Below are 11915 nucleotides of genomic sequence, written 5' to 3' on the forward strand. Positions count from 1 at the left end.
CGAGTGGATTCCCCTTTTCGGCGAAGGATCAAGGCCATGCAATTCGGCGTCTACACCTTCGTCGAGACCGAGCGCGACCCGGCGACGGGGCGGCCGATCCATGTCGAGCGGACGCTCGCCGAGACGATGGCGGAGATCGAGCTCGCTGACCGCGTCGGGCTCGACGTGTTCGCGCTCGGCGAGCACCATCGGCCGGACTACGCGGTTTCCGCGCCGGCCGTCGCGCTTGCTTTCGCAGCGGCGCGCACCAAGACCATTCGCCTCTCCAGCGCCGTCACCGTGCTCAGCTCCGACGACCCGGTGCGCGTCTATCAGCAATACGCCACACTCGACCTGCTCTCGTGCGGACGCGCCGAGATCATGGCGGGACGCGGCTCGTTCATCGAGTCGTTTCCCCTGTTCGGTTACGACCTCGACGACTATGACGAATTGTTCGCTGAGAAGCTCGAGCTGCTGCTCGCGATCCGCGCCAGCGAGCGCGTAACCTGGGAGGGGAAGCTTCGCGCGCCGCTGAAGGACCTCGGCGTCTATCCACGCGCGCTGCAGAATCCCCTGCCCGTCTGGATCGCGGTCGGCGGCACGCCACAATCGATCGCGCGCGCCGGGGCTCTGGGTTTGCCGCTCGCGCTCGCGATCATCGGCGGCGAGCCGGCGCGTTTCGCGCCGATGGCCCATCTCTATCGCGAGGCCGCCAAGCGCGCCGGCCAGGACCCTGCCCGTCTGGCGCTGGGGATCAATGGCCACGGCTTCCTCGCCGACACCGCAGTCGAAGCGACCGCCGCCTTCTACGAGCCCTATGCCGAGACGATGTCGCGCATCGGCCGCGAGCGTGGCTGGCCAGGGCTGACGCGCGCCCAGTTCGAAGCCGGCCGGGCGCCGAACGGCCACCTGACGGTCGGGACGCCGGCCGAGGCGATCGCCAAGATCCTCGCCCAGCACGCAATCTTCGGCCACCAGCGCTATCTGATGCAGATGCGCGTCGGGCAGATGCCGCACGCGGCGATCATGCGCTCGATCGAGCTGTTCGGGACAATGGTCGCGCCGGCGGTGCGCCAAGCTCTCGCCGAACAAGCGCGCGCTTCCGCGCCTCAGCCTTAGTAGCGAAGCTGCTCGTGCCCGAGCACCGCATGCAGGAAGCGGGTCAGGCCGAACAGCGCGCAGAGGATCAACACCCCCTCGAGAATGTGGGTGATGAGGTCGCCGAGCAGGAACAGGCCGCCGATCGCCCAGCCGGCCGCGCCCGCGGCGCCGACCAGTTCCGTGCCGACCAGCACGGCGACGCTGACGATCGTCAACACGTTGATCCAGTTGATCGAACCTTTGGCGTGCACGGCGCGCTCCGGGCGGCTTCGAGACGGCGAAAGGGCTATACCAACCGGCCGCAGCGTGCAAGCATCGCCTGATTCCCGCAAACGAGCCCCTCCCCTTGTCCGAAACCGCCGTCTATGCCCGCGCCGCCGTCGCCGCGCCGCACGCCTTCGCTGCGCAGGCGGGCCGCGATGTTCTCGCCCAGGGCGGCGACGCGATCGAAGCGATGATCGCGATGGCGGCGACGATCTCGGTCGTCTATCCCCACAACGCCTCGATCGGCGGCGACGGCTTCTGGCTGATCCGCGAGCCGAACGGCCGCGTGCGGGCGATCGAAGCCTGCGGCTACGCCGGCGCGGGCGCCTCGATCGCCGCCTATCGCGCGCTCGACCTCGACGCCGTGCCGATCCGCGGGCCGAAGGCGACGCTGACCGTGCCGGGCGCGCTCGGCGGCTGGACGCTGGCGCTCGAACTGTCGCGCGCCCGCGGCGGCCGGCTGCCGTTGCCTTCGTTGCTCGAAGACGCCGTGCGGAGGGCGCGCGACGGCTATCCGGTCTCGGCGTCGGAGGCGCGCTTCGATGTGACCAGCGATCCGGCGCTGGTCGCCGCGCCCGGTTTCGCCGACGCCTTCATGGTCGACGGCAAGCCGGTCGAGGCCGGATCGATCCGCCGCGCGCCGCGGCTCGCCGATGCGCTCGAACAACTCGCGCGCGCCGGCCTCGACGATTTCTATCGCGGCGACGTCGGGCGCGAGATCGCCGCCGACCTCGAGCGCATCGGCGCGCCGATCACGCGCGACGATCTTGCGCGCTATCGCGCCGAATGGCGCGAGCCGCTGTCGCTGCGGCTGAAGACGGCGACGCTGTTCAACACCCCGGCGCCGACCCAAGGGCTCGCCTCGCTGATGCTGCTCGGCCTCTACGAGCGGCTGGCGCCGGGCAAGCCCGAGGGTTTCGCCCACGCCCACGCGCTGATCGAAGCGGCGAAGCGCGCGATGGCGATCCGCGACCAGGCCTGCGTCGATTTCGCCCATGTGACGCACGACTTCGGCGCGCTCCTCTCGCCAGCGAACCTCGATCGCGAGGCGTCGCGGATCGACATGCGCCGCGCCGCCCCCTGGCCGCTCAAGCCCGACAGGGGCGGCACGGTGTGGATGGGTGCGATCGACGCCGCCGGCCTCGCGGTTTCGTTCATCCAGTCGGTGTTCTGGGACTTCGGCTCGGGCTGCGTCCTGCCGCGAACCGGCGTGCTGACGCAGAACCGCGGCGCCGCCTTCTCGCTCGATCCGCAGTCGCGCAATCCGCTGATTCCGGGGCGGCGGCCGTTCCACACCCTCAACCCGGCCCTCGCGGTGTTCGACGACGGCCGCGTCCTCGCTTACGGCTCGAAGGGCGCCGACGGCCAGCCGCAGTTCCAGGCGCAGGTTTTTGCGCGCATCGCCGCCGGCGAAGCGCTCGACGCCGCGCTCGCCGCGCCGCGGCATTTCTTCACCCGCGCCTGGGGCGAGCCGGAAGCGACGGTCAAACTCGAAGAGGGTTACGACGACGCCGTCGCCTCGGCGCTTGTCGCGGCAGGCCACGCGATCGAACGGCGCAGCGCGGCCGAGCGCGACCTGTTCGGCCACGCCGGCGCGCTGATGCGTTCGCCTAGGGGCGAGATCGCCGCCGCGCACGACCCGCGCTCGGACGGCGGGGCGGCGGGGATCTGAGGCCAGCCGCGGCAATTCACGAAACCGTCGTCGAAACGCGAGAAGTCCGCGCCATAGGCTGACGTGGCGCCCCCGCCTATTGACGCGCCGGGCTCAGCTTGCTTTTAGAGCGCCGCGCCGGACCCCGGCGACCCTGTCCGCCACGAGGAGAGAGCTTCATGCCGCATTGGCGCCGCCACGCTCGCATCGCCGGCCCGATCGTCATGATTGGCTTCGGCTCGATCGGCAAGGGAACCCTGCCGCTGATCGAGCGCCATTTCGACTACGACAAGGACCGCTTCGTCGTCATCGATCCCGACGGGTCGGACCGCAAGCTGCTCGACGAGCGCGGCATCCGCTTCGTGCATCTCGCCATCACCCCGGAGAACTATCGCGAGACGCTCGGCAAGCTGCTGACCGAGGGCGGCGGCCAGGGCTTCTGCGTCAATCTGTCGGTCGACACCTCGTCGCTCGACATCATGCGTTATTGCCGCGAGATCGGCGCGCTCTATATCGACACCGTCGTCGAGCCGTGGCCGGGCTTCTATTTCGACACGTCGCGCGGCAACGCGTCGCGCACCAATTACGCGCTGCGCGAGACGGTGCAAGCCGAGCGGCGCGCCAACCCCGGCGGCTCGACTGCGGTCTCCTGCTGCGGCGCCAATCCGGGCATGGTGTCGTGGTTGGTCAAGCAGGCGCTGATCAATCTCGCCGCCGATCTCAGCGACAAGGGCGACGCGCCGAAGACGCGCGCGGACTGGGGCCGGCTGGCGCAGCGGCTCGGCGTCAAAGGCGTCCACATCGCCGAGCGCGACACCCAGCGCGCCAAGCAGCCGAAGCCGCGCAACGTCTTCGTCAACACCTGGTCGGTCGAGGGCTTCCTCTCCGAAGGCATGCAGCCGGCCGAGCTCGGCTGGGGCACGCACGAGCGTTGGACGCCGGCCAACGCCGGCTTCCAGAAGGAAGGCTGTGGCGCGGCGATCTATCTCGAGCAGCCCGGCGCCAACACCCGCGTGCGCTCGTGGACGCCGACGGCGCAAGGCCAGTTCGGCTTCCTCGTCACCCACAACGAATCGATCTCGATCGCCGACTACTACACGCTGCGCAACGACCAGGGCGAGGCGATCTACCGCCCGACCTGCCACTACGCCTATCACCCCTGCGACGACGCGGTGCTCTCCCTGCACGAAATGTTCGGCCGCGCCGGCGCGATGCAGAAGGAGCATCACATCCTCGGCGAGGCGGAGATCCTCGACGGGATCGACGAGCTCGGCGTGCTGCTCTACGGCCACAAGCGCAACGCCTATTGGTACGGCTCGCAGCTTTCGGTCGAGGAGACGCGGGCGATCGCGCCCTACCAGAACGCGACCGGCATGCAGGTGACGTCCGCGGTGCTCGCCGGCATGGTGTGGGCGCTGGAGAACCCGAAGGCCGGCATCGTCGAAGCCGACGAGATGGACTATTGCCGCTGCCTCGAAGTGCAGACCCCCTACCTTGGCCCGGTGATCGGCGCCTACACCGACTGGACCCCCCTGACGGGACGGCCGGGGCTGTTTCCCGAAGACATCGACGAGAGCGATCCGTGGCAGTTCAGGAATGTGCTGGTGCGGTAGGGGGGCGGCGACAAGTTCGTTGCGCGAGCGAGGGATATCAACGGGCTGGGCGCCATTTTGCGCGCGCCGGTGGGGTGGCGGAGAGTGTCGAATATAACATCAAAATAATGTATATTGCAGCTATCATCGCCAGAAGCGGAGCGACGAAGCATGCCATGGGCGCCCTGCAACCCGTCGAGCGCTGGCTCGTTCGCTGTGGTTGCGATGACGGGTTGCGGTGCGAGCCGTTTGCAACCGGCCTAATACTGCCCTTCGAGCGAGGCCTCCAGGAGGGCGATTTCGTCGGCCGTCAGGTCGAACAGCCGATAGACGATTGCGTCGATCTCGCGCTCCGCCGCGGCTATCTGGTCCGATAGCGACCGAACCTTGGCGGCGTTGTCGGCGAGATAGGCCTCCCACTCGCCGCGCTCCTTGACCGGGACGTCGGCATGAAAGGCGCGTTTGACCTCGGCGCGGAAGGCGGCGAATTCGAGGTCATGCCAGTGCTCCAACTTCCCCGTCAGCTTGGCGCGCTCAGGCGGCGCGAGGTCGAGGATGCGGCGGCGAACGGCGGATTCGATTTCGAAACGCCGGCGCGCGGCCTTCGTGCAAGCATCGCCGAGCGCGGCGAGGCGCGCGCGTGCATCTGGCCCCATGTCTGGTATGGGGAGACGTTCAACGTACTGAGCTTCGGCCTCGATGTAACCTCCGCGTTTGATTCGGGCGTTCGCCTGCAACTGACGCCAGCCCAACGCGCTATTGAGAAGAGCGCACAGCGCCGCGTCCGCGAAAGGCAAGAAGAAGCACTTGTTATTCAGCAGCGCTCCTGAAAGCTCGAGATTGAAGGAGGCCTCCGATTGGAAATGCGACCAAACCAATTTGGGTTGCGCCAACTTCGGCTGATACGCCAACTGCGCCTGCTGCAGCTCGAACCACTCCTGCTTCGTCGCCCGCGCCTCCAACTGCGGCTTGAACGGCAGCAGCCAGTCCCGCACCGCTGGGTAGGCGTCAATATCGACCTTGCCCTTCGGCGTGTCGATCAGCCACAGGCCCTCGGGCTCGACGCGCCAGCGCTTGACGTTCTCGCCGCGCAGGAACGGCTTCAGCAATTCCGCCGATTTCGGGTCGGCCTTCACCAAGCGGTCGCGCGTCGGCGTATCGATGACAAAGGCGTCATTCAGCCCTGTCTTGATGCCATAGAGCGGCGCACCGTAGACCTCGCCGAGCGTCCTACGCCCATTGACGATCTTGTCGCGCAGCCGCGCCGACGCGTCGTCCTCGACCCGCCAAGTCTCAGCTGACAGTCGCGTCCGTGGCATGCTGCGCGCGCCCTTGGCGAACGCCTGGCCGAGATCTGCCGGCGCGTCGCCCTGAACGACCAAGTAGCGCAGGTCGCCCTCGGCGCCCCTCGCTTTTCTCAGAGAGACTATCGCCGGATAGGTGGTCACACCCTCGAACAGTTGGGCGTCGCCGAAATCGACGATCGTCTCGATCGCCGTCGCTTCGCTGAGCAACTTGCGCAGTGGTTCGCCCGAGCCGGTGCGGAAGAACGTCGAGGAGGAAATGTAACCGAGGCGGCCACCCTCCCTCAAGACTCCCAAGCCGCGCTCATAGAAATAGGCGTAGAGGTCGGCGCGATCGGAGGCGACGGCGTATCGCTCCTGCAGGTACGGCTTGAACGGCTTGACGTACTCCATTCGCACGTAAGGTGGATTGCCGATCACGACGTCGAAGCCGCCGCGCGCGGACACCTGCGGAAAGGCCGCTCGCCAATCGAACGGGCGGCGCGTGAAGGCCGCGTCCTCGATCAGGCTGTCGCCGACGCGGATCGTCGCTTCCAAGTTCTGCAGGCGGTGGTCGCGCCGCGCAGTCTTCAGCCACAGCGAAAGGCGCGTGATCTCGACCGACTCGGGATTCAAATCGACCCCGTGCAAGTTCTTGGTCACGATCTCGTCGAAGTCGTCGACGCCGGCCGGCGCGCCGAGCTCTTCGAGCCGCGCCAGCACCGGCCGATACTCCTGCGCCAATCGATCGAAGGCGGCGATGAGGAAGGCGCCCGAGCCGCAGGCGGGGTCGACGATCGTCAAGCTCTGCAACGCTTCGAGCCATGCGCGCCAATAGGCGACTTCCTTGTCCGGTGGGACGTCACCCTCGCTCACGCCATGCCGCGCGCGCAATTCTGCGCGCCGTTCATCGAGCGTGCGACCAATGGTCTGCTCGACGAGGAATCGCGTCACCATGTCCGGCGTGTAAACGACGCCCGTCCGCTTGCGCTGCGACACCTTCGGCGGCGCTTCGCCGCGTGCTGCGGCGCGCTTTTCTTCAATGTCGGTGATCGATTGTTCGAAAATGTGGCCGAGGACGGTCACCGGCACTTCGCTGCGATAATCCCAATTGCCGAGCGCCGCGATCTCCTTGGCGAGCGCTTCAGGCAGAATGAGCGAATCGACGACCGGGTCGTGGGCGAACAGGCCGCCGTTGTAGGGCGGAATGTCCAAGTCGTGGTCGCCCTTGTCGACGCGGCGGAAGAGCCCGAGAAAGTTGCGCCACACCGGCTGCGGATCGAATTCGTTGCCCGCCTTCAGCGCCCGTTCGAGCAGGCCATCGCGCATCAGGTCGCGCCGCTGGGCGAAGGCGATGAACAGGATGCGGTCGAGAATCTTCTGCGCCGGTTCGATCGCCGCGCCCAGCGCGAGCTTCGGGCCGTCGGCCGAGTCGGTGAGATAGGCGATTAGCTGTTCTCGCAGGCCGCTGTAATCCTGATAGAGCTTGTCGGTGATGTCGGCGTGCGCCGCGTCGGTGTCGCGCAGGAGCCGCTCGGTCGCGTCGCCAAGAAGGTTCGTCGCGGCAAGAACGACCCACAGCCGCCGCAGTTCGTCCAGTTCGTCGAGCCGCGAGACGTCAAAGACCTCATAGGCCTCGCGTCCGCGCCCGTAACCATAGAGCCGCACCTCGGCGCAATTCGACACCAGCACCCACTTCGCGCCGGGCGCGTCGTTGGCGTATTCCCACGCCTGCTGGACCGGCGTCTTGCCGCGTCCCGGCATGATGTGATCGAGGTCTTTCGTATCGGGGCCCTTCAGTTCGAAAGGCGCGAGAACCCTTGTCTCCTCACCAACTTGGAAATTCCCAAGCGCGGTATCAACCGCCCCACTGCCTAAGGTCTGTTGGTCCGCAAGCGTGTATGGCTTGTCTGGATCAATCCGTGAATAGCCGAGGATTTTGATGAGGACTTCGTCAATGAAGACGGGGCTGAAGGTCTTCTCCTTCGCCGCCTTCAGGCCACGCACCTTACGAGAATAATCGGCAGCAGCGCTGACGATTGCCTCGTCAAACGGAGGACAACGTCTGATCGCCTCCTCGACGACCTTGTAGGCGAGAAGCGGCGCGCGCAGCGATCGCGGCGCAGCCGGCCGCCGTCCCGGCCCTCCCGAGCGTGGCAAGTCCATCCCAGCCGAAGCGAACAGATCCATATGCCTGGAAACTAGGCTGCCAGTCGCGCCCCGTCGAGTTCGTTCGCGGCGAAATCCCCAGTCCGCTGGCTGTTCGCTTACGGGCGCTTACGTGGACAGGACATGAATTGCCTTATTTTTTCCATTCGCAATCGGCGCCGACCCTCCCCGCCCCGAGTCGCCCCGCCCCTTTCCGTCACACACGAAGCCGTCGACCTCACGGCAGCATGACCTTCCGAGGTCTCGAGCCTGTCAATGGCCTGCGGCCGCCGGAGGCGGCGCGCGGTACGCGCGCCCTTGACAGGTTCGAGACTTCGGAAAGAAGAGGCTTCCGTGGGGTCGACGGCGCTCCCTGCCGAACTGGCGCCGGCCATGACGCGCACAATCAACCTCGACGTCTCCCGCCGCTCGTCGCCACCGCAGTGCGTGGCTTTTGTGATCCCGTCATGGCCGGGCTTGACCCGGCCATCCACACGGCGCCGTCAGGTCGAAACAGTCGGCGTTAGGCGCGACGGAAAGACGTGGATGGCCGGGTCAAGCCCGGCCATGACGATAGTTCTTTGCGTGCGGGCGCTGGCGTCACGCAGTGCGCGACCGCAACGCTCAGAACTTCTCCCCGACCGGCTCGAAGAAGGCTTGCGGGTGTTGGCAGGCGGGGCAGACGCCGGGGGCCGTGTCGCCTTCGTGGATGTAGCCGCAGTTGCGGCAGCGCCAGTAGATCTTTTCGCCGCGCTGGAACACCGTTCCGTTGACGACGTGATCGTACAAGCGGCGATAGCGATCCTCATGCGCTTTCTCGACCCTGGCGATCAGGGTGAAAGACCGGGCGATGTCGGGAAAGCCCTCCTCCTTCGCGACCCGGGCGAATTCCGGGTAGAGGTCCGACCATTCCTCGTTCTCGCCTTCAAAGGCCGCCTTCAACTGCTGGGCGGCGTCGCCCGCCACGATCGGGTAGCTCGCGATGATCTCGAGCGCCGAAGGCGCGAGCGGCGCGAGATGGCGGAAGAACAGCTTGGCGTGCTCCTTTTCGTTGTCCGCCGTTTCGAGGAAGACGGCCGCCACATGCTCCAACCCTTCTGCGCGGGCGACCGAGGCGGCGAAGGTGTAGCGGTTGCGCGCCTGGCTTTCGCCGGCGAACGCCTTGAGCAGATTCTTGGCGGTGCGAGAGTCCTTCAATTCCATGCGATCCTCCTCGAAAAGCGCTTCGTCTGCAGGCGCGCGGCGCGAACGCCGATCGGGCGCGCCGAGGCTCTGACGAGGTCGGGTTGCGGGAGGTCGACATGCGACGGCGCTTCACGCCCGCCATCGCCGCTCTCAGCCGCCGAAGCTGAACGCCACGATGCAGCCGGGAAAATGGCGCGCGATGGCGAAGCGACGCAATGACGGCGATCAACTGGAGAGAAGGCGTTCGGCTGGCGCTACCGCGACAGCCTGCTCATGCCCCGACTTCGCCTCGGGGGTCGTCGCCAGGCTCTTCGCCGCCGCGACCGCGCCGAGCCGCCGCTGCGCTGCCGCGATTCGCAAGACAGGGGAAAAATCAACGCGAATTCCGCATCCGACAAATCGCTTGAATAGCGCTCGCGGATCACATCATACTTTGCCCGATCGGCCTTGTTCCACGGCGCCGCGAATCTCCGGAAGTCTTTGCAAAATCCGGCGACTCTAGCCTGGCGAAGCCGGTCGACCTCGCTCGGGTCGGGCTCTCAGGCGGAGCAAAACATGGAAGTCAAAGGCGCCACCTTTTTGTACACGTTGGCTGGCCTGATGATCACCTTCGCTGGGTTCTCGTCGCTGTTGTTGATCCTCCGGCAGGCCGCTGGAGCGAAGGTGTCAATGCTTGACCGATACCTCGCCAGAACGGTCATGACCTATGTTTTCGTATTGACCGCTGCGGCGCTGCTGCCGGCGATATTTGCGCTCTACGACGTTCCGGAAAAGTGGATTTGGCGAAGCTCCGGCGTGCTTTTCGCGCTACCGATGCTGTCTCTTCAGGTCACCTATCCGCGCCGACGCCGCAAGGTGGTCGGCAAAGGCCCACCGCCGGCAATATTCGCGATCTTCGTTGTGCTCGGTTCCGCTGTGACGCTGGCGCTGCTTGTCTACACTTTCGTAAGCCTCCAATACAGCGCCGCAGCCGACTACAACGCCGCAGCCTACATCACGGCGTTGACGATCGACTTCTTTACGGTCATTTTCGGCTTCGTGTCCGCGCTCGATATCATCATGCTTCAGCCAATGGAAGCGCCGGAGCGGCCGGCGCCGTAAGCGCGAATCGAACCTGACATTCGAGTCCCCAAAAGGGATTCCGACAGCGGACTCGACCGTGCGAGTCCGCGCGACGCGGGCTGGAAAATCGCTCGCCGTTTCGTCCGCCGATCTTCATCGGCTCAAAGCCTCATTCGGGCCCGCAACGCGCCGCAGAAGCCTGTCCGGCGGGCCGAGATCGCACTTTTGACCGCCGGAAGCGGCGCGCGGCGCCGCGCGGGCTTACGGGACTCGGTCATGGCCGGGCTGAACGCTTGTCCCGGATCAAGTCCGGGGACGGCCGAGACGATGTTGCCTTGCTTTCGCGCGCGAGAGAAGGCGGGAGAAGGGAGCGACGCCCCCGCCATTGACATAAGCCGCGCCGACGAAGAAACCTCCCGGCGCAAAAAACACTCTGGAACCCCTGATGTCCGACGCCAAGCTGCAAGCCCTGATCGAACAGGCCTACGAGGATCGCGCCGAGATCGGCCCGCAGACGACGGGCGACGTGCGCGACGCGGTCGAGAAGGCGCTCGCGCTGCTCGACAGCGGAAAAGCGCGGGTGGCGGAGAAAATTCCCGGCGCGACCGGCTTGGGTTCGTGGAAGGTCAACCAGTGGCTGAAGAAGGCGGCGCTGCTGTCGTTCCGCCTCGCCGACAATGCGGTCATCCCCGGCGGCCCGGGCGGCGCGGCGTGGTGGGACAAGGCGCCGTCGAAGTTCGCCGGCTGGGACGAAAGCGCGTTTCGCGCCGCCGGTTTCCGCGCCGTGCCCGGCTGCATCGTGCGCCGCTCGGCCTATGTCGCGCCCGACGTGGTGCTGATGCCGAGCTTCGTCAACCTCGGCGCCTATGTCGACGCCAAGACCATGGTCGACACCTGGGTCACCGTCGGCTCGTGCGCGCAGATCGGCAAGAACGTCCATCTTTCCGGCGGCGTCGGCATCGGCGGCGTGCTCGAGCCGCTGCAGGCCAACCCGACCATCATCGAGGACGATTGCTTCATCGGCGCGCGCTCGGAAGTGGTCGAGGGCGTGATCGTCGGCGAGGGCTCGGTGGTGTCGATGGGGGTGTTCATCTCGGCTTCGACCAAGATCGTCGACCGCGCCACCGGCAAGGTCCATGTCGGCTACGTGCCGCCCTACTCCGTCGTCGTCTCCGGCTCGCTGCCGGGCAAGCCATTGCCCGACGGCTCGCCGGGCCCGTCGCTCTATTGCGCCGTGATCGTCAAGACGGTCGACGCCAAGACCCGGACCAAGACCGGCATCAACGAGCTGTTGAGAGACTGATGGCGGAAAGCTTGCGCGCGGCGCGGTTCCGCTTCCTCTACCGTGAGAGCGAAGGATTCGTCGGCGGCCGCGAATGGGCGCTGGCCAGCCTCGCGCCGGTCGGGATCGCGCTTGTCCTCACGATCGTCGCCTACGCCATCGCGCCGGAAGCGCCGCGCGATCTCGCGCATGAAGCTTTCATCGATCCGCTGGTGGTGGCGCGGCACGCCTATCTGATCGTCTATTCCTTCGCGCTGATCCTGTGCGCGGTGGCGGAATATTTCCTCAGCGCCAAGCGCTTCGCCGATCGCGGCCGGCCGCCTGCGCTCGCCGGCCTCGCGCCGTTCTCGCTGCTCGTCGCCGCCGCC

At 66.7% G+C, this 11915-nt stretch carries 9 protein-coding genes; 6 read left to right on the plus strand and 3 right to left on the minus strand.

Annotated features, from left to right (window positions below; all coding sequences use genetic code 11):
* Window positions 1-36 precede the first annotated feature (36 nt).
* Window positions 37-1098, plus strand: coding sequence for an LLM class flavin-dependent oxidoreductase (locus ABSF49_RS07400; protein WP_424111995.1), 1062 nt, complete (start codon window positions 37-39; stop codon window positions 1096-1098).
* Here the strand turns inward: ABSF49_RS07400 and ABSF49_RS07405 are convergent.
* On the minus strand, window positions 1095-1331 hold the full coding sequence (locus ABSF49_RS07405; RefSeq protein ID WP_424111996.1) for a hypothetical protein: 237 nt from the start codon (window positions 1329-1331) through the stop codon (window positions 1095-1097). The two genes, ABSF49_RS07400 and ABSF49_RS07405, sit on opposite strands and share 4 nt — an antisense overlap.
* A 95-nt stretch (window positions 1332-1426) precedes the next feature.
* Between ABSF49_RS07405 and ABSF49_RS07410 the strand changes: the two genes are divergently transcribed.
* Together ABSF49_RS07410 and ABSF49_RS07415 are read left to right on the plus strand one after the other, a co-directional pair.
* Window positions 1427-3016, plus strand: coding sequence for a gamma-glutamyltransferase family protein (locus ABSF49_RS07410; protein WP_424111997.1), 1590 nt, complete (start codon window positions 1427-1429; stop codon window positions 3014-3016).
* 158 nt (window positions 3017-3174) lie between these two features.
* Entirely contained in the window at window positions 3175-4608 is a 1434-nt protein-coding gene (locus ABSF49_RS07415) for a homospermidine synthase (RefSeq protein WP_424111998.1), read from the plus strand.
* 239 nt (window positions 4609-4847) lie between these two features.
* Here the strand turns inward: ABSF49_RS07415 and ABSF49_RS07420 are convergent, their stop codons facing one another.
* Window positions 4848-7634, minus strand: coding sequence for an Eco57I restriction-modification methylase domain-containing protein (locus ABSF49_RS07420; protein ID WP_424111999.1), 2787 nt, complete (start codon window positions 7632-7634; stop codon window positions 4848-4850).
* A gap of 1008 nt (window positions 7635-8642) precedes the next feature.
* Window positions 8643-9221, minus strand: a complete 579-nt coding sequence (rbr, locus tag ABSF49_RS07425) for a rubrerythrin (RefSeq protein WP_424112000.1) — start codon at window positions 9219-9221, stop codon at window positions 8643-8645.
* Window positions 9222-9758: 537 nt separating this feature from the next.
* On the opposite strand from rbr, the gene ABSF49_RS07430 reads away from it, so the two are divergent.
* From ABSF49_RS07430 to ABSF49_RS07440, 3 genes are all read left to right on the plus strand, one after another.
* Window positions 9759-10304 (plus strand): hypothetical protein, encoded by a 546-nt coding sequence (locus ABSF49_RS07430; RefSeq protein WP_424112001.1) that lies wholly within the window; start codon window positions 9759-9761, stop codon window positions 10302-10304.
* A gap of 406 nt (window positions 10305-10710) precedes the next feature.
* Entirely contained in the window at window positions 10711-11568 is an 858-nt protein-coding gene (gene dapD / locus ABSF49_RS07435; protein ID WP_424112002.1) for a 2,3,4,5-tetrahydropyridine-2,6-dicarboxylate N-succinyltransferase, read from the plus strand.
* Window positions 11568-11915: hypothetical protein (locus ABSF49_RS07440; RefSeq protein ID WP_424112003.1), on the plus strand; the 348-nt coding region annotated here is incomplete at its 3' end. The genes dapD and ABSF49_RS07440, both read left to right, overlap by 1 nt.

The organism is Roseiarcus sp. (genome assembly GCF_049514155.1).
Lineage (GTDB): Bacteria > Pseudomonadota > Alphaproteobacteria > Rhizobiales > Beijerinckiaceae > Roseiarcus.

Excerpts from the sequence above, each read along its gene's own strand:
- ABSF49_RS07400 (WP_424111995.1), top strand. The coding sequence starts at position 37 with ATGCAATTCGGCGTCTACACCTTCGTCGAGACCGAGCGCGACCCGGCG.
- ABSF49_RS07415 (WP_424111998.1), top strand. The coding sequence starts at position 3,175 with ATGCCGCATTGGCGCCGCCACGCTCGCATCGCCGGCCCGATCGTCATG.
- ABSF49_RS07420 (WP_424111999.1), bottom strand. The coding sequence starts at position 7,634 with ATGCCGGGACGCGGCAAGACGCCGGTCCAGCAGGCGTGGGAATACGCC.
- rbr (WP_424112000.1), bottom strand. The coding sequence starts at position 9,221 with ATGGAATTGAAGGACTCTCGCACCGCCAAGAATCTGCTCAAGGCGTTC.
- ABSF49_RS07430 (WP_424112001.1), top strand. The coding sequence starts at position 9,759 with ATGGAAGTCAAAGGCGCCACCTTTTTGTACACGTTGGCTGGCCTGATG.
- dapD (WP_424112002.1), top strand. The coding sequence starts at position 10,711 with ATGTCCGACGCCAAGCTGCAAGCCCTGATCGAACAGGCCTACGAGGAT.